This is a genomic window from Pseudomonas sp. BGI-2, assembly GCF_004310295.1.
In the GTDB taxonomy this organism is placed as follows: domain Bacteria; phylum Pseudomonadota; class Gammaproteobacteria; order Pseudomonadales; family Pseudomonadaceae; genus Aquipseudomonas.
In genome coordinates, this window is the sequence record NZ_SISB01000006.1 from 158,661 (window position 1) to 174,820 (window position 16,160).

Below are 16,160 nucleotides of genomic sequence, written 5' to 3' on the forward strand. Positions count from 1 at the left end.
CGCACCGCTCGCTCCTACAAGGGAAAAGCGGACAAAGATCTGAAGGGGAGAGTGTTATGAACAGGACTATCGGATTCGCCGGTTTCACGCTGGTCGTCGGGGTGGCGCTGATCAGCTTCGGCGTCTGGCGCACCGCGCCGCCCAACCTGCTGAGCGAAGTCGCGCTGCCGGACACCTGGAGCAGTCAGAACCTCTCCCGTGACGGGATTTCGGTGGCGCTTGAGGTCAAGCCATTGGCCGCGGATGGCGTATTGCGTGAAGGCGAGTTTGCCGACGTGCAATTTCGCGTCAGGGACAGTGCCTCGGGCCAGCCGTTGTCGGGCGTCAATCCCGGCGCCTGGCTGGACCCGGAAACCGTCGCCGCCGACAAGGCCCAGGGCCGGGAGCAAAGCTGCAAATCCCGGGTCGGGGTCTTCCTGAAATCGAGCATCGGTGCGCGGCCGATGCTCGATTTGAACAGCTACTTCCTATTGGTGATGAACCGCGATGCCAGTGTCTCGGTGGTCGATCCGTCGGTGTCGGTGGGCGGCATCACCAGCACCATGGCGCGGATCGACATCAAGCAACCACCGATGGACTGGATCACGCCCAAGGACAACAAGCGCGTTTTCGTCTCCATGCCGACGGCCGATGAAGTGGCGGTGATCGACAGCGAGCAACTCAAAATGATCGACTCGGTCGCCGCCGGCAGCAACCCGGTGCGCGTGGCCTTGCAGCCGGACGAGCGTCTGCTGTGGGTCGGCAACAATGCCAAGACCGCCGAGCAGTCCGGCGTCACGATGATCGACACCCGCAGCCTCAAGACCCTCAAACACCTGGCGACCGGGGCCGGGCATCACGAAATCACCTTCAGCAAAGACAGCCGTTTTGCCTTCGTCAGCAACCGCGACGACGGCACGCTGAGCATCATCGACATCGCCAGCCTGACCATCAGCAAACAACTCAAGACCGGCTCGCACCCGCTCTCGGTGGCGTACTCGCCGCTGTCCCAGGCGGTGTATGTCGCCGACGGCAAGGACGGCACCGTGACCGTGGTCGATACCGCCAGCCTCGCGGTACGGCGGGTGATCAAGATGAAACAGGGCCTGGGCCCTATGGGGTTCAGCGCGGACGGGCGTTTCGGCATCGTCCTCAACACCCTGGAAAACCAGGTCGCAGTGATCGACGCGGCCACCGATTCGATGATCCATGAGCTGGACGTGTCCGCCGAACCCTATCAAGTGGTGTTCACCAAGGCCTACGCCTATGTACGCGGACTGGCCTCGGCCAAGGTCACGATGATCAACCTCTCGTCGTTGGGAACAGGCCGCACGCCGATCAGCCAGGGCTTCGAAGCCGGGCCTCAAGCGCCACGTCTGGCCGGTGATTTACCACTGGCTTCGAGCCTGGCGGTGTCGCGGGACGACAACGCGGTGTTCGTGGTCAACCCGGTGGACAACACCACCTACTTCTACGCCGAAGGCATGAACGCGCCGATGTCCGGTTACCCCAATCGCGGGCAGGTGGCGCGGGCGGCCATGGTCATCGACCGCAGCCTGCGCGAGGTCGAGCCAGGGCTCTATAGTTCGCGGATCAAACTGCCAGTCGCCGGGCGTTTCGACGTGGCGTTCCTGCTCAACCAACCGAACATCATCCATTGCTTCACGGTGCTGGTTGAGCCGGACAAAAACCTCGCCAAACACCCCGGCGTGCCCAAAGTCGAATTCATGCTCGACACATCCACCGCAGCCCTCGGCAGCCCCTACACCGTGCGGTTTCGCATTGTCCAGGGCCACCAGAAGGCACAGCGCAGCGGGGTCAAGGACGTTCAGGTGCGCTACTTCCGCGCCCCGACTTCCCGCGCCCAGCACGTCGCCGCCCTTGAAGTGGGCAACGGCATCTACGAAGCCCCGGTGACCCTCGACCAGAACGGCGCCTGGTACCTGCACGTGCGCGCGGCGTCCCTCGGCGCGAGTTTCGATGACAAGACCTTTGCCAGCGTTCGGGTGTTGCCCGGCGATGCCCATTGAAGAGGAAACCGACATGAATCGATTCGCACACCGTGGACTGCTGACATTCTGCCTGTTGGCCGTCGGCATCGGCCAAGCCCTGGCGCACTCGGCGGATGAACATGCCGGGCACGACATGCCGGCCAAAAGCGCCAGTTCGGAGAGCGCCCAGGTCAAATTCGCCGACGTGGCGCTGGTGGACCAGAACGGCAAACCGGTGCGACTTGAGAAAGATCTGGTGACCAACAAGATCGTGGTCATGAGTTTCATCTACACCAGTTGCACCACGGTGTGCCCGGTGGTGTCCTCGATCATGGGCAAGGTGCAGAAGCAACTTGGCGCCCGGGTCGGCGACGAGGTGCAACTGGTGTCGATCAGCATCGACCCGCAGCGCGATGATGCCAAGCGCCTCAACGACTACGCCCGCAACTTCCAGAAAGGCCGGGGCTGGAGTTGGCTGACCGGCAGCTCGCAGTCGATCAACGAAACCCTCAAGGGCCTCGGCTCCTTCAGCGGTGATTTCAAAAGCCATCAGCCGCTGATTCTGGTGGGGGACGGCAACAGCCGCCACTGGACGCGCTATTACGGTTTTACCGACCCGGCAGTGCTCACACGTGAAGTCGAGAAACTCAGCGGCCAGCGTAATGCCCACGCCAAACACACAGCCATTGCCATGGAGCACCAGCCATGAAAGCCCTCGTTTTGATCTTCCTGACGATGTGTTTTTGCGTGATCAGTTTTATGGCGTTTTCCCACGAAGGACACCAGGAGCCGGCGCCGGCGGTGGCCGCCGCGCAACCGGCCAGCGGCACGCGGGATGCGCAAACCTGGTTCACCGACACACCGTTGCAGGACCAGAACGGCAACACGCTGCGCTTCTACAGCGACGCGCTGCAAAACCGCGTGGTGCTGCTGAACGTGATGTTCACCCGTTGCAACGATGCCTGCCCGCTGATCACCCGCAAGCTCAAGGAAGTCCGTGAGGTGCTGGGCGACAAGGCCGATGGCATTACCTTTATCTCCCTTACCAGTGATCCGCTGCGCGATACGCCGGCGGTACTCAAGGCTTACACCTTGAAGCAGGGCGTCGATGGCCCCCACTGGCTTTTTCTTACTGGTGACAAGGCGCAAATGGACCTTGTGCTGGGGCGCATCGGCCAGATTGTGCCGACCCCCGAGCAGCATTCAACGCAGCTGATTGTCGGTGACGTGGCCAACAAGCGCTGGAGCAAGATCCGTCCCGACGCACCGGCCGCCGCCATTGCCCAGCGCTTGCAGTTGCTGACAATGCCCGTGGCCGGTCGTTGAGCCCGCGCCATGAAAACAGCCCTCGTCCTCGGCCTGCTACTGCTTGGCGGCATCAGCCTCACCGCCAATGCGTTGCCGCTGAGCCCCAGCGAAAGCGCCGGTAAACGGCTGTACCGCGAGGGTGTGTCCGGGAGCGGTGAGCCGATCATGGCCAGGGTCGGGGCGGCGGACATGCTGCTGCCAGCCACCAGCCTGCCGTGTGCCAATTGCCATGGCGCCGATGCTCAAGGGCGGCCCGAAGGCGGGGTACGGCCGCCAGGTATCAGCTGGTCGCGCCTTTCCAGTGGTTACGGTCAGCAGCAGGTCAATGGTCGCAATTACCCGGCCTACACCGAGGGCACACTCGCCCGGGCGATTCAGGAAGGGCGTGATCCGGCGAACAATCGACTGGACCCGGCGATGCCGCGGTTCGTGCTGTCGATGAATGATCAGCGCAACCTCACGGCCTACCTCAAGCGCGTGGCCGAGGACCGTGATCCGGGGTTGACCGCCGACAGTTTGCACCTGGGCACCTTGTTACCGAGTCACGGACCGTTGAGCGAGGAGGGTGCCACGGTAGCGGCGGTGCTCAAGGGCAGCGTGGCGCGGATCAACGAGGCAGGCGGAATTCATGGCCGGCAACTGCGCCTGACCATCCTCGATCCGGGCCCGGACCGCGCCAGTGCCGAACAGGCGCTGGACCGCTTGATCGAGCAGGAACAGGTGTTCGCCCTGATCGCGCCGCTGGCACCTGCACTCGACACAGAACTGGCCACACGGCTGGAACGCGCCGGCGTTCCGCTGATCGGGCCGCTCTCGCTGCAGGGCATGGCCCAGGCCAGTCGACAGATTTTCGAACCGCTGTCCGGGCTGCGCGAGCAACTGATCGCCCTGGCCGACTACGGTGCCGCCAATTTGCGCTTGCTCCAGGGGCCGACGCTGATTGTCTACCCGGATGAGCCGAGCCAACGACTGGCGGCGCAGAACCTCGGGCAGTACCTGCAAGATCGCGCCTGGCAGCACGTGCGGCTGCAGGCCTACACCTCGGCGCAGGACGAGCTGCCGCTGGGCTCGCGATCGGTGTTTTACCTGGGCAGCGGCGTCGGTTTCAGTCGCCTCGCCGAGCGCTTGCAATCGGCGGGTCAGGTGCCTTACCTGTTCGCCGCGTCGAATCAGGTGGCAGGCGACCTGTTTCAATTGCCCAGTGGTTTTTCCCGGCGGGTGTTTCTGGCTTATCCGTTCGTGCCCAGTGACTGGACGCTGGCCGGACGCCTCGCCTTGACGCAATTGCGCAAGAACCAGGGGCTGGGCGGTGAGCACTCGGTACTGCAAGTCGGCGCCTACAGTTCGATGCTGCTGCTCAGCGAAGGCATGAAACAGGCCGGGCGCGATGCCAGCCGCGAGAAACTCATCAGCGCCCTTGAAGGGTTGCATGATTTCGACACCGGGCTGACCCCGCTGATCAGCTTCGGTCCGGGCCGCCGACTGGGCTTGAGTGGTGCCCATATCGTCACCGTAGATTTACCCGACCAGCGCTTCTTTCTGGTCGCACCGTACAAACCCATTGCCGCGACACCCTGACGGGAGGCCTGATAATGAAATTCAAGACTCTGCTGATCCTGCTGACGATGTGGGGTCCCATGGCGTTTGCCAGCAATGGCCCGGCCGCCGCGCGAGTCAACGGCGAAGTCATTTCCGAGTTCCGTCTGGAGCGTTTTTTCGCCGAGTACCTGGAGGACCAGGGTCGGGCGGTGGGCAGCATTCGCAACCCCACGGCGTACAAGCAATTGCGCCAGAAAGCGCTGGACGCCCTGATCGACAAAGAGTTGCTGTGGCAAGAGGCGCGCAAGCGCGGGGTGGAGATCAGCGATGAAGTGGTGCAAAGCCAGGTCGAGCAGACGCGGCAAGCGATCGGTGGTGCCGAGGTGTTAGCCCGCAGGCTCGAAGACGCCGGTTTCGACGAAGCCACCTTTATCGAGTACACGCGCCGTGAGCTTGCGGCGCAGCAAATCTTTGCCGACCTCACCAAGGTGGCTGAGCCGGATGAAAATCAGGTCCGCGCGTTCTACGAAGAACATCGCGCTGAAATGAGCACGCCAGAGCAAATCCAGGCGCGGCACATCCTGGTCAAAGTGCCTCAGGGGGCCGATGCCGCCACAGTTGAAGCAGCGCGGCTACGCTTAGAGGAGATGCGGGTGAAAATCAGCCAGGGCGAAGACTTTGCCAGCGTTGCCCGGGCCGGCTCCGAAGATGCTTCCGCCACCGAAGGCGGGGATCTGGGCTATTTTCCCCGTGGGCGCATGATGCCGGAATTCGAAGCAGCGGCATTTGCCCTGGCGCCGGGGGCCGTCAGCGCGTCGGTGCGCACACCGCTGGGCTGGCATTTGATCTACTTGCAGAACCACATGGAGACGGCCGATGTCTCAGAAGTTCAGGGGCTTGAAATGGTTCGGGCGTACCTTGCCCGACAGCAAAAGGATCAGGCTCGTCTACGGGTTCTGGCGCAGTTGCGATCAAGCAATCGAATCGAACGGATCGACGATGATTGAAGGTTCCCCCCAAATGTGGGGAAAGCTTCAGGGCAAATCCGAGCGCTTCCCCGCCTTTGGGGAACGGGGTTCCTGAACGAAAAGATTTTTTCATGAAAATCATAGAGATGAAGCGGCCAAAAACCGACGCTCAGTCTGGCATGAAGTGTGCGTTAGCCTAATTAAGGCGCGTACTCCCAGGCACGAATTTCGGACCTGCGGTTTCAAGGAGTCCACCTTGTTAAACAAAGTACTGGTTGTCGAAGACGAACAGCTTCTTGCCGAAAACCTCAAGGATTTCCTTCAGGCGCAAAAGCTGGAAGTCCGGATAGCACATGACGGTGCGACAGGTATCGGTGAAGCCGAACAGTTTGCACCCGATGTGATGGTGTTCGATTACCGCTTGCCCGATATGGAAGGCTTTGAGGTGCTCGATGCCGTCCGCCAGAACAGGAAGTGCCATTTTGTGCTGATTACCGGGCACCCAACCGCTGAAGTCTGTGAGCGGGCCCGGCAACTGGGAGTCAGCCATATCCTGTTCAAACCGTTTCCAATGGCGGAATTGGCCCGAGCAGTCTGTGACCTTTTAGGGATGGAGCGTGAAAACCGAACAGGCGCGAGCCCATCCGAAGGATTTGTCGAACGACGCCAGAGCAGGACCGAAAGTTTCCCGCTGCAGTTGTACGACGGCAGTTGGGTGCTGGCAGATCGTCGACGAAGTTCATCGACCTCCAAGGCACCAGACGACGGACAATTGCTCACCGGGGAGTAGTGGCGCGACAAGACGTTCCGGCATACGCCGTAATGGCCTGCCGCGTCGACAGGGCTCAAAGCCCCCGGCGTTGGAGAGCATGCCATGGACCGTCTATCCCTAGCCGTCGAACCGGCGCTGTCGGAATGTGTACCGTCGCGATTTTCCAGTGAACAGCTGGTCCAGGCCCGAGCCCGGGCAACCAGCTCCGGCGAGCGGGTTCTGGAAGCCCTCGGGGCGTTGAGCGAACTGGCCCCCATGCCCTTCATCCAGTGCCTCGGCGCTACCCTGCATTATCCGGTGCTCGACACCGACACCCTGTTTCAAGCCACCCCGGTGTTCGACCGGGTCACCCTGGCCCAATGCCTCAAGCGAGAATTCATCCTGCTGCGTCACGACGATGCGGTGATTGGAGTGTTTGCCGACCCCTTTGATACGTCGCGTCTTGCCTGGATCGATGATTGCCTGCACGGCGCGCCGCTGTACCTGGTGCATGCCGACGACCTGAAAGCCTACTTGGCGCGCCACGAAGAGAGTTTCCACGCGGTGGAATCGCTCAACGCCCAGGCCGACGCCAATGTCGAAATCGATACCCTGCAAAGCCTGTCCCTGACCAGCATCAGCGAAGACGCCAGCGTGGTGGTCAAACTGGTCAACTCGACCCTCTACGACGCGCTGAAAATGCACGCCAGCGACATCCATCTGGGCACCACCGGCAGCGGCCTGGTGATCAAGTACCGGATCGACGGCGTGCTGAACAACATCAGCAAAATCCAGGGCAGCGAATTCGCCGAGCAGGTGATCTCCCGGGTCAAAGTCATGGCCGAACTGGACATCGGCGAAAAACGCGTGCCCCAGGACGGTCGTTTCAAGATCGGCATCAGCGGTCGGCAGATCGACTTCCGGGTGTCTATCATGCCGAGCATTTTTGGTGAAGACGCGGTGCTGCGGGTCCTCGACAAACAGGACCTGGCGGACAAGGTCAGTGGCGTGCAATTGCAGGCCCTGGGCTTTGAAGACGAAACCCTGCGCGCGCTGCGCCGGCTGGCCGCCGAACCTTACGGCATGGTGCTGGTGACTGGCCCGACCGGTAGCGGCAAGACCACCACCCTCTACGCGATGATCACCGAGATCAACCACGGCGTGGACAAGATCATCACCATTGAAGACCCGGTGGAATACCAACTGCCGGGCGTCCTGCAAATCCCGGTCAATGAAAAGAAAGGCCTGACCTTTGCCCGTGGTCTGCGCTCGATCCTGCGCCATGACCCGGACAAGATCATGGTCGGTGAAATCCGCGACCCCGATACGGCGCAGATCGCCGTGCAATCGGCCCTGACCGGGCACCTGGTGTTCACCACCATTCACGCCAACAACGTGTTCGACGTGATCGGCCGTTTTACTCAGATGGAAATCGACCCTTACAGCCTCGTCTCGGCCCTCAACGCCGTGCTGGCTCAACGGCTGATCCGCCTGGTGTGCGCCAGTTGCAGTGCGCCGTGCAACCCGACCGATGAAGAACTGCGCCTCTCCGGGCTCGACCCGCAAAAGGTCGATCATTACCACTTCGTCCATGGCAAAGGCTGCGGCCATTGCCGGGGCACCGGTTATCGCGGGCGGACCGCGATTGCCGAGCTGCTGCACCTGGACGACGAACTGCGGCAGATGATCGTCGAGCGCCAACCTGTTTCGAAGATCAAGGCACACGCTTGCAAACGTGGCTTGCGCCTGTTGCGCGAGTCCGCTCTGGAACTGGTGCAGGAAGGGCGGACCACGCTCGAGGAGATCAATCGTGTCACTTTTGTCTCGTGATCGTTATGTCGCCGTGCTCGGCGCCAGTGGTGTCGGCCTGGGCCAGCGCAAGGGTGGCGACACCCTGTGGTTGGGCAGCGTCGGCTTTATCGATGAAGGCTTCCATGCCTGGGCCGTCGCCCTCGAAACCCTCGACCGCTTGCTGGGTGAACACGCGCCTGCCGGTGCGGAATTGAGCGTGGTGGTCTCCGGTCACTTCAGCCGTTTCTGCCTGGTGCCCTGGAGCGAACAAATCACCAGCCCCGACGAATTGCTCGGGTTTGCCCAACTGTGTTTCGAAGACCTCTACGGCGTACCGACTCAGCCCTGGAGCATGGTGTTGTCGGCAGAACCTGCGGGTTTCGACCGGATCGCCACCGCGCTGCCGCAAGACTTGCTGGCGCGTCTGCGCAGCCTGGTCAGCGGTCGCGGCCTGCGCCTGCGGTCGGTGCAGCCGTACCTGATGGCGGCGTTCAATCACTTCGATAAAAGCCTCGATGCCGGCGACTTCCTGTTCGTGGTCGCCGAGCCGGTGCGCAGTGTCTTGCTGCTGGCCAGGGAAGGGCGCTGGACCTCGGTGCGTTCGGTGGGCAGCAGCGACAGCGATGCCGCGCTGACCGCGCTGATCGGCCGTGAAAGCCAGTTGCAGGCCTCCACCAGCGAACGGCCGCTGAACGTTTACCTGCACGCTCCCGCTCGCATCGATGTGCAGCCTGACGTACCGGGTGTGCATCTGCGCACCCTCGAAGAGGACCGGACATCCGTACACGATTGTTTGTACGTCATGTCCCGGGCGGTGGCCTGACATGCGCGCCCTGACGCTCGACTTCCAGCCACGCCGCCGCTCGGGCCCATTGGGCTGGAGCCTGCTGGCGGGTGGCGTGGTGCTGGTCGTGACCTGTTTCGTCGCCCAGCAGCACGTCGCCGAACAAGCCTCGCAGCAACAAGGCCATTTGCAGCATGCCCAGCGTGAACTCACGGGCGACACCGGCAGCAAAGTCACCCTGAGCCCGGCCGAAACCCGCGAGCAAGCCCAGAATCTGGCGGAAATGCGCAAGGTCTCGCAGCAACTGCGCCGGCCCTGGGAACGCCTTTTCGCCATGCTCGAAGCGATGCCGCGCGACAACATCGCCTTGCTGACCCTGACCCCGGATGCCCGCAAAGGCCAGGTGCGCATCAGCGCCGAGGCACGGGACCTGGAAGCGATGCTCGACTTCCACCGCCGCCTCGAAGCCAGCGACGAGCTCTCCGATGTGTCGCTGCTCAGCCACGAAATCGTCGTGAAATCACCGGAACAACCGGTGCAATTCAACCTGTCGGCTAGCTGGGAGATCGGCGATGCAAATCTCTAGATTGATCGTCCACGAATACCTGCAAGGCCTGGGTGTGCCCGGCCTGGTAGGGGTGGCGATGTTGCTGCTGGCGCTGGCCTGGGCCTTGGGTGGCTTGATGCCGGACTGGAACTCGCTGCAAACCCTCAGCCAGCAGACCCGCGAAGCCGGCGAGTACCTGGCCAAGGTCGAAGACGGCAGTGTCGCCGCCCCGGTGGTGCCGCAACGTCAGCTCGACGACTTCCGCAGCAAGTTGCCGTCGCAGCCTCAGGCCACCGTGGCCATCGACAAGATCTACGCGCTGGCGGCCCAGGAACACATCACCCTGGCACGCGGTGAATACTCCTTGGGCATCGACCCCAAGACGCATCTGGCGCGTTATCAGATTCTGCTGCCGGTGCGTGGCAGCTACCCGCAACTGCGGCGGTTCCTGCACGCGTTGCTCGGTCAGTTGCCCGCCGTGGTGGTGGAGGACGTGGAGTTCCAGCGTAAAAAGATCGCCGACACCGACCTGACCGGGCGGATCCGCATGACCCTTTACCTGTCGAGGTCATGATGAATACCAAACGCGTAGTGGGTTGGGTGGCGTTCTTCGGCGTAGCCGCGGCGCTGACCTGGGGGCCTGATTACTTCTTGCCGTCGGACGAAGCCGATGCGGCGGTCGCGACCGCGACAACGCCCACCAAAAGCAAAACCCGCGGCACTTTGCCGGCCGCCGCAGCCAGTGGCAAACCAGCGGCAATCAAAGACCTGAGCCCGTCCGGTGACCTGTTCGCCGCCCGCAGCTGGAAGGCTGCACCGACGCTGGCCAGCGTCACCGAACAACCCGTCAACCCGACCCCGGTGGTGCAAGTCCCCAGCGTACCGCCGATGCCTTTCCAGTTCGTCGGCAAGATGAGTGACCGTTCCGACCTGCAAGTGTTTTTGCAGAACGGCGAAAAAATATACGTCGTACGCAAAGGGGATGTGATCGACGACACCTGGCGGATCGAGGAGATTTCCGACGAGGAACTCAGCTTTGTCTACCTGCCTCTGCATTTGTCCCAGACCTTGTCTGTGGGGAGCACGCAATGATCAGATCATGCCGTAATACGATAGGAGCGCTGATGAGCCTTTGCCTGTGCGCAGCGCTGGCCGCGTGCAGTTCGGCGCAAGTCGCCAAGCAGGAGGGGACCGACCTGATGGCGTCGGGGCAGTATGAAGCCGGCCTGGCCCGTATCGAGGAAGGGCTCAAGGAAAACCCTCGCAACACCGAACTGCACCTCGCCCTGACCAGCGGCCGTGCCCGTGCCGTGACGGCGTTGTTGACCCAAGGCGACATGGATCGCGCCCAGCGTGATTTCGCGTCGGCACGCATGGCGTATAGCCGGGTGTTGACCATCGAACCCAACAACCGTCGGGCCCAGGACTCCCTGCGCCAACTCGAACACATGCGCAGTCTGGATGACAAACTCGAACTGGCCCGGGGCGACCTGCGTCGCGGCGATATCTACGGCGCCGACCGCCAGGTCAAACAGATCCTCGAACTGGACCCCAAGAATGAAGGCGCCCTGGCGCTGCAAAGCAATATCCGTCTGGTGCAAAGCCGCAACGTGATTCCTTATCCGCAACTGCGCACCCGTCTCGACCGGCCGGTGACCCTGGAGTTTCGCGATGCCAACCTGAAAACCATCTTCGAAGTGCTGTCCCAGGTCGCCGGATTGAACTTCATCTTCGACAAGGACCTGCGCCCGGACATGAAAGCCACCATCTTCGTGCGTGATGTGCGGATCGAAGACGCCGTGGAACTGCTGCTGCAACAGAACCAGCTGCATCAGAAGGTGGTGAACGAAAACACCTTGCTGATCTACCCCGACTCACCGCAGAAGCTCAAGGATTATCAAGAGCTGGTGATGCGCACCTTTTACCTGACCAGCATCGATGCCAACACCGCACTGAACATGATCAAAACCATGCTCAAGACTCGTGACGTGTTCGTCGATGAACGCCTCAACACCCTGACCATGCGCGACACCGAAGACGCCGTGCGCATGGCCGAAAAACTCCTGCAATCCCAAGACCAGTCCAACCCGGAAGTGGTGTTGGAAGTGGAGGTGATGGAAGTCGCCACTCAACGCATTCTGGACCTTGGGCTGCAATGGCCGAACACCTTCGGCGTGGTCAACAGCGACGGTTCGGCGGTGACCCTGCTCGATCAACTCAAAGGCATCAACTCCAGCCGGATCACCATTTCGCCGTCGCCCCAGGCCAAGATCAACGCCCAGGACAACGACATCAATACCCTGGCCAGCCCGGTGATCCGCGTCAGCAACCGTGAGCAGGCGCGTATCCACATCGGTCAGCGTGTGCCGATCATCAGCGCCACTTCGGTGCCGTCGACCCAGGGTCCGGTCATCACTGAAAGCGTCACTTACCTGGACGTCGGTCTGAAGCTTGAAGTGCAACCGACCGTGCACCTGAACAATGAAGTGGCAATCAAGATCGCCCTGGAAGTCAGTAACGCCACGCCGCTGGAGCCGACCCGCCAAGGCACGATTCCGGTTCAGGTCGACACCCGAAACGCCCAGACCACCCTGCGTTTGCATGACGGTGAAACTCAAGTGTTGGCCGGTCTGATGCGCGATGACCATGGTGCCACGGGCAACAAGATTCCGGGGCTTGGCGACATCCCCGGTCTTGGCCGTTTGTTCGGCAGCAACAAGGACACCGTCGGCAAGTCGGAACTGGTGCTCTCCATCACCCCACGCATCGTGCGCAACCTGCCGTACCAGAGCCCTTCGGACATGGAATTCCCAACCGGTACCGAAACCAGCATGCACATCCAGGCGCCTGACCGTCGGATGCAACCGCCGATTCAGAATGAGCACATCGATCGGCCGCCGGTAGCGTCCACTTCCACCCCTGTTGTCGTCGAGAAGCCTTGATCATGAACGCCTCGCAACGTGGTTTTACCTTGATCGAAGTGGTGGTGACGCTGGCCCTGATCGGCCTGCTGGCCGGCATGGCCGCGCCGCTGACCGAGACCGTGGTGCGCCGGGGCAAAGAGCAGGAATTGCGCGCAGCGCTGTACCAGATCCGCGACGCCATCGACGCCTACAAACGCGCCTTCGACGCCGGTTACATCGAGAAGTCGCTGAACAGCAGCGGCTATCCACCGAGCCTGCAAGTGCTGGTGGAAGGCGTGCGTGATGTGCGCAGCGCCAAGGGGGCCAAGTTCTACTTTTTACGCCGTGTACCCCATGACCCGCTGACGCCGGTCAAGCGTGACGACGACGGTGGCTGGGGCTTGCGCTCTTACGACAGTACGGCTCAAAACCCGCGGGATGGCGAAGACGTTTTCGACGTTTACTCCCATGCACGCGGCAAGGGTCTCAACGGCATTGCCTACCGGGAGTGGTGAAACATGCGTCGGGAAAAGGGTTTTACCCTGCTGGAACTGATGGTGGTCATGGCAATCATCGCGACCCTGATGACCATCGCCTTGCCACGCTATTTCAACAGCCTCGAAGCCTCGAAAGAAACCACGCTGCGCCAGAGCCTGTCGGCCATGCGCGAAGCACTGGATCACTACTACGGCGACACCGGACGCTATCCCGATTCTCTGGAGCAACTGGTGGAACAGCGTTACCTGCGCAATCCGCCGATGGACCCGATTGCTGAACGCAAGGACCTCTGGGTGCTGGTCGCGCCACCTGACGGCGTACCGGGCGGGGTCGCCGATATCAAAAGCGGATCCACAGGGAGGGCGCGTGATGGCAGCCTTTATTCCGAGTGGTAAGCCCGCCAACGAGGCCGGGTTCACTTACCTGGGCGTGCTGTTTCTGATCATGGTGATGGGCATGGGCCTGGCCAGTGCCGGCGAGTTGTGGTCGACCGCCTCGCGTCGTGATCGCGAACGCCAATTGCTGTGGGTCGGCACTCAATATGCCCAGGCCTTGCGCAGTTATTACCGCAGTTCGCCAGGCCTGGCGCAGTACCCGAAAGAGCTTGAAGACTTGTTGCAGGACGAGCGTTTTCCGACGGCCAAACATCATATTCGCCAGCTGTACCCGGACCCGATCGGGGGGGGTGAATGGACCCTGATGCGCGGGTTCGACGGGCGCATCACCGGCCTCAACAGTCCTTCCACGGACCTGCCGCTGAAGCAGTCGGACTTCCCCAGCCAGTGGTCGGACTTCACCGGCATGGCGAGCTACAAGGACTGGCAGTTCGTGGCCGAGAAAGCTTTCCTCGATGGCGCCTCGGGCCCGGCGAACAGCCACTCCGCAGGGTCTCAGGCGGTGACGCCATGAACCGCCAATGGTTGTCGGCCCTGATCCTCGCCTGCGTGGCGATGTTCGCGAACGCTAGCGAGGAAGACGAAATGAAGGGTTTTATCGTCGATGACACGATCTCGCACATCGGCCACGACTTTTACTACTCGTTCAGTGAACGCCTGCGCGCCACCAGCCCAATGGATTTCAACCTGGTGGTGCGCGAGCGACCTTCGGCACGCTGGGGCAGCCTGGTGACCGTGGAATATCAGCAGCGACTGGTTTATCGGCGCTTCCTGCCACCGAACACCGTGGAACTCAAGGACGAGGCCTATGACGCCGCCGACTGGGTTCGCGGGCAGATTGTCCAGCGCAAGCTGGAAGCCTTGTTGCAGGACACTACGGACCTTGAGAGGGACGAATTATGAAAACGAAAACAGTCTCACGGAACCTCGGGCTCTGGTTGATCGGGCTGGGAAGTTGCAGCCTGGTGCACGCCACGGAGCTGGTTTACACGCCCATCAACCCCTCGTTCGGCGGCAATCCGTTGAACGGCACCTGGTTGCTGAACAACGCCCAGGCGCAAAACGATTACGACGATCCCGACCTGAAAAACCGCACCTCGGTGGCCGGGACTTCGGCCCTTGAACGCTTCACCAGCCAGTTGCAATCGCGGTTGCTGGGGCAGTTGCTGGACAACATCTCCACGGGCAATACCGGGAGCCTGTCCACCGACGCTTTTATCGTCAACGTCGTCGACGACTCCGGTGCACTGACCATTGAAGTGACCGACCGAGCGACCGGTGAAATTTCGGAAATCCAGGTGAATGGCCTAGCCCCTTGAAGGGGATTCGGGACGAGGGGGAGAGACGGACATGAAAAAAATAATAGCGCTGGGGTTGATGTTGGCGGCATTGCAAGGGTGCAGTTTGCGCGAGAATGTGGGGGCCGAGCAGGACACCGAGTCGCCGACCCTGACCCCTCGGGCGTCGACCTATTACGACTTGATCAACATGCCACGACCCAAGGGCCGGTTGATGGCGGTGGTGTACGGCTTCCGGGACCAGACCGGGCAGTACAAACCGACCCCGGCCAGTTCGTTCTCGACCAGCGTGACCCAGGGCGCGGCGAGTATGTTGATGGATGCGTTGCAGGCCAGTGGCTGGTTTGTGGTGCTGGAACGTGAAGGGCTGCAGAACCTGCTGACCGAGCGCAAGATCATCCGCGCCTCGCAGAAGAAGCCCAATACGCCGGTGAATATTCAGGGCGAGCTGCCACCGTTGCAGGCGGCGAATCTGATGCTGGAAGGCGGGATCATTGCCTATGACACCAACGTGCGCAGCGGCGGGGAAGGGGCGCGGTATCTGGGGATCGATATTTCCCGGGAGTATCGGGTGGACCAGGTGTCGGTGAACCTTCGTGCGGTGGATGTACGCAGTGGGCAGGTGCTGGCGAATGTGATGACCAGCAAGACGATTTACTCGGTGGGCCGCAGTGCCGGGGTGTTCAAGTTTATCGAGTTCAAGAAGTTGCTTGAGGCTGAGGTCGGGTACACCACGAACGAGCCGGCGCAGTTGTGTGTGTTGTCGGCGATCGAGTCGGCCGTCGGGCACCTGTTGGCCCAGGGGATTGAGCGGAATTTGTGGCAGGTGGCCGGGGATAATTCTTCGCCTGTTAACAATGCGACGCTGGATCGTTACCTGACCCAGAACAAGGTTGTGCCTGAGGGTGAGGAAGAGTGAGCCGAGGCGGCCTTCGGGCCGACCTGGCTTTACCTTCGATCTGAAGCTCTTGACCTTGGCGGCCTTCGGGCCGACCAGGTTCCCCCTGATGCACCCGGTCCCCTGTAGGAGCGAGGCTTGCCCGCGAAGGCGGCCTGACAGCCGGCCGATCTCCCCACAGATGTACCCAGTCCAACTGTGGGAGCTGGCTTGCCTGCGAATGCGGCCTGACAGCCGACCAATCTCCCTCAGATGTGCCCCGTCCAACTGTGGGAGCGAGCCTGCTCGCGATAGCGGCCTAGTAGCCGACCAATCTCTTTCAGGTGTACATATCCATTCCTGCGGTAACGGCCACTTATGGTTTCGCCCTTACGGCGAGTCCCTTGTGCGCCCAGCATGGGCGCCATCCTAGAGGTGAAAGTCCTCTCTTGAGCTGGCCACAGCGAATGAAGCGAAGCGCAACTGCATGAGGGCGACCGAGTGTGGGAAGGAAGCGTGGAACGTAAACCG

At 61.7% G+C, this 16,160-nt stretch carries 18 protein-coding genes; all 18 read left to right on the forward strand.

Annotation, left to right across the window (positions count from 1 at the left end; all coding sequences use genetic code 11):
• The first annotated feature begins 56 nt into the window (after positions 1 to 56).
• The 18 genes from EYC95_RS06715 to EYC95_RS06800 all read left to right on the forward strand — a co-directional run bounded on the left by EYC95_RS06715 (position 57) and on the right by EYC95_RS06800 (position 15,671).
• Positions 57 to 2,009: a YncE family protein gene (locus tag EYC95_RS06715; RefSeq protein ID WP_131059652.1), complete on the forward strand. Its 1,953-nt coding sequence runs from the start codon at positions 57 to 59 to the stop codon at positions 2,007 to 2,009.
• 13 nt (positions 2,010 to 2,022) lie between these two features.
• The gene (locus tag EYC95_RS06720) at positions 2,023 to 2,679 is read left to right on the forward strand and encodes an SCO family protein (protein WP_131059653.1); all 657 of its coding nucleotides are present in this window, start codon (positions 2,023 to 2,025) and stop codon (positions 2,677 to 2,679) included.
• Positions 2,676 to 3,296, forward strand: a complete 621-nt coding sequence (locus EYC95_RS06725) for an SCO family protein (RefSeq protein ID WP_131059654.1) — start codon at positions 2,676 to 2,678, stop codon at positions 3,294 to 3,296. Before EYC95_RS06720 ends, EYC95_RS06725 begins: the two co-directional genes overlap by 4 nt.
• Positions 3,297 to 3,305: 9 nt before the next feature.
• Positions 3,306 to 4,856 (forward strand): ABC transporter substrate-binding protein, encoded by a 1,551-nt coding sequence (locus EYC95_RS06730; protein ID WP_131059655.1) that lies wholly within the window; start codon positions 3,306 to 3,308, stop codon positions 4,854 to 4,856.
• Between the two features lie 14 nt (positions 4,857 to 4,870).
• Complete coding sequence (locus EYC95_RS06735; RefSeq protein WP_131059656.1) at positions 4,871 to 5,824, forward strand: peptidylprolyl isomerase; 954 nt, start codon at positions 4,871 to 4,873, stop codon at positions 5,822 to 5,824.
• A gap of 217 nt (positions 5,825 to 6,041) precedes the next feature.
• Complete coding sequence (locus tag EYC95_RS06740) at positions 6,042 to 6,575, forward strand: response regulator (RefSeq protein WP_131059657.1); 534 nt, start codon at positions 6,042 to 6,044, stop codon at positions 6,573 to 6,575.
• 84 nt (positions 6,576 to 6,659) lie between these two features.
• Positions 6,660 to 8,366 carry a GspE/PulE family protein gene (locus EYC95_RS06745; protein WP_131059658.1) on the forward strand — a complete coding sequence of 569 codons (1,707 nt, stop codon included), beginning with the start codon at positions 6,660 to 6,662 and terminating at the stop codon, positions 8,364 to 8,366.
• Positions 8,347 to 9,150 (forward strand): hypothetical protein, encoded by an 804-nt coding sequence (locus tag EYC95_RS06750; RefSeq protein WP_131059659.1) that lies wholly within the window; start codon positions 8,347 to 8,349, stop codon positions 9,148 to 9,150. The genes EYC95_RS06745 and EYC95_RS06750 overlap by 20 nt, the downstream gene beginning before the upstream one ends.
• 1 nt (position 9,151) lies before the next feature.
• On the forward strand, positions 9,152 to 9,697 hold the full coding sequence (locus tag EYC95_RS06755) for a PilN domain-containing protein (RefSeq protein ID WP_131059660.1): 546 nt from the start codon (positions 9,152 to 9,154) through the stop codon (positions 9,695 to 9,697).
• Positions 9,684 to 10,232, forward strand: coding sequence for a GspMb/PilO family protein (locus tag EYC95_RS06760; protein ID WP_131059661.1), 549 nt, complete (start codon positions 9,684 to 9,686; stop codon positions 10,230 to 10,232). Before EYC95_RS06755 ends, EYC95_RS06760 begins: the two co-directional genes overlap by 14 nt.
• Positions 10,232 to 10,750 (forward strand): hypothetical protein, encoded by a 519-nt coding sequence (locus EYC95_RS06765; protein ID WP_131059662.1) that lies wholly within the window; start codon positions 10,232 to 10,234, stop codon positions 10,748 to 10,750. The genes EYC95_RS06760 and EYC95_RS06765 overlap by 1 nt, the downstream gene beginning before the upstream one ends.
• The gene (locus EYC95_RS06770; protein WP_131059663.1) at positions 10,747 to 12,600 is read left to right on the forward strand and encodes a secretin N-terminal domain-containing protein; all 1,854 of its coding nucleotides are present in this window, start codon (positions 10,747 to 10,749) and stop codon (positions 12,598 to 12,600) included. Before EYC95_RS06765 ends, EYC95_RS06770 begins: the two co-directional genes overlap by 4 nt.
• Before the next feature lie 2 nt (positions 12,601 to 12,602).
• On the forward strand, positions 12,603 to 13,076 hold the full coding sequence (locus EYC95_RS06775) for a type II secretion system protein (RefSeq protein WP_131059664.1): 474 nt from the start codon (positions 12,603 to 12,605) through the stop codon (positions 13,074 to 13,076).
• 3 nt (positions 13,077 to 13,079) lie between these two features.
• On the forward strand, positions 13,080 to 13,454 hold the full coding sequence (locus EYC95_RS06780) for a type II secretion system protein (RefSeq protein WP_131059665.1): 375 nt from the start codon (positions 13,080 to 13,082) through the stop codon (positions 13,452 to 13,454).
• On the forward strand, positions 13,429 to 13,968 hold the full coding sequence (locus EYC95_RS06785) for a type II secretion system protein (protein WP_131059666.1): 540 nt from the start codon (positions 13,429 to 13,431) through the stop codon (positions 13,966 to 13,968). Before EYC95_RS06780 ends, EYC95_RS06785 begins: the two co-directional genes overlap by 26 nt.
• Positions 13,965 to 14,357 carry a curli production assembly/transport protein CsgE gene (gene csgE / locus EYC95_RS06790; RefSeq protein WP_131059667.1) on the forward strand — a complete coding sequence of 131 codons (393 nt, stop codon included), beginning with the start codon at positions 13,965 to 13,967 and terminating at the stop codon, positions 14,355 to 14,357. Before EYC95_RS06785 ends, csgE begins: the two co-directional genes overlap by 4 nt.
• Positions 14,354 to 14,773 (forward strand): curli assembly protein CsgF, encoded by a 420-nt coding sequence (locus tag EYC95_RS06795; protein ID WP_109632931.1) that lies wholly within the window; start codon positions 14,354 to 14,356, stop codon positions 14,771 to 14,773. The genes csgE and EYC95_RS06795 overlap by 4 nt, the downstream gene beginning before the upstream one ends.
• A 31-nt stretch (positions 14,774 to 14,804) precedes the next feature.
• Positions 14,805 to 15,671 (forward strand): CsgG/HfaB family protein, encoded by an 867-nt coding sequence (locus EYC95_RS06800; protein WP_131059668.1) that lies wholly within the window; start codon positions 14,805 to 14,807, stop codon positions 15,669 to 15,671.
• Positions 15,672 to 16,160 lie beyond the last annotated feature (489 nt).

What these genes read in the sequence shown, in the direction of transcription:
- EYC95_RS06745 (WP_131059658.1), top strand. Translation starts at nt 6,660, where the DNA reads ATGGACCGTCTATCCCTAGCCGTCGAACCGGCGCTGTCGGAATGTGTA.
- EYC95_RS06735 (WP_131059656.1), top strand. Translation starts at nt 4,871, where the DNA reads ATGAAATTCAAGACTCTGCTGATCCTGCTGACGATGTGGGGTCCCATG.
- EYC95_RS06760 (WP_131059661.1), top strand. Translation starts at nt 9,684, where the DNA reads ATGCAAATCTCTAGATTGATCGTCCACGAATACCTGCAAGGCCTGGGT.
- EYC95_RS06720 (WP_131059653.1), top strand. Translation starts at nt 2,023, where the DNA reads ATGAATCGATTCGCACACCGTGGACTGCTGACATTCTGCCTGTTGGCC.
- EYC95_RS06725 (WP_131059654.1), top strand. Translation starts at nt 2,676, where the DNA reads ATGAAAGCCCTCGTTTTGATCTTCCTGACGATGTGTTTTTGCGTGATC.
- EYC95_RS06755 (WP_131059660.1), top strand. Translation starts at nt 9,152, where the DNA reads ATGCGCGCCCTGACGCTCGACTTCCAGCCACGCCGCCGCTCGGGCCCA.
- EYC95_RS06765 (WP_131059662.1), top strand. Translation starts at nt 10,232, where the DNA reads ATGAATACCAAACGCGTAGTGGGTTGGGTGGCGTTCTTCGGCGTAGCC.
- EYC95_RS06730 (WP_131059655.1), top strand. Translation starts at nt 3,306, where the DNA reads ATGAAAACAGCCCTCGTCCTCGGCCTGCTACTGCTTGGCGGCATCAGC.
- EYC95_RS06800 (WP_131059668.1), top strand. Translation starts at nt 14,805, where the DNA reads ATGAAAAAAATAATAGCGCTGGGGTTGATGTTGGCGGCATTGCAAGGG.
- csgE (WP_131059667.1), top strand. Translation starts at nt 13,965, where the DNA reads ATGAACCGCCAATGGTTGTCGGCCCTGATCCTCGCCTGCGTGGCGATG.
- EYC95_RS06795 (WP_109632931.1), top strand. Translation starts at nt 14,354, where the DNA reads ATGAAAACGAAAACAGTCTCACGGAACCTCGGGCTCTGGTTGATCGGG.
- EYC95_RS06785 (WP_131059666.1), top strand. Translation starts at nt 13,429, where the DNA reads ATGGCAGCCTTTATTCCGAGTGGTAAGCCCGCCAACGAGGCCGGGTTC.
- EYC95_RS06780 (WP_131059665.1), top strand. Translation starts at nt 13,080, where the DNA reads ATGCGTCGGGAAAAGGGTTTTACCCTGCTGGAACTGATGGTGGTCATG.
- EYC95_RS06715 (WP_131059652.1), top strand. Translation starts at nt 57, where the DNA reads ATGAACAGGACTATCGGATTCGCCGGTTTCACGCTGGTCGTCGGGGTG.
- EYC95_RS06770 (WP_131059663.1), top strand. Translation starts at nt 10,747, where the DNA reads ATGATCAGATCATGCCGTAATACGATAGGAGCGCTGATGAGCCTTTGC.
- EYC95_RS06775 (WP_131059664.1), top strand. Translation starts at nt 12,603, where the DNA reads ATGAACGCCTCGCAACGTGGTTTTACCTTGATCGAAGTGGTGGTGACG.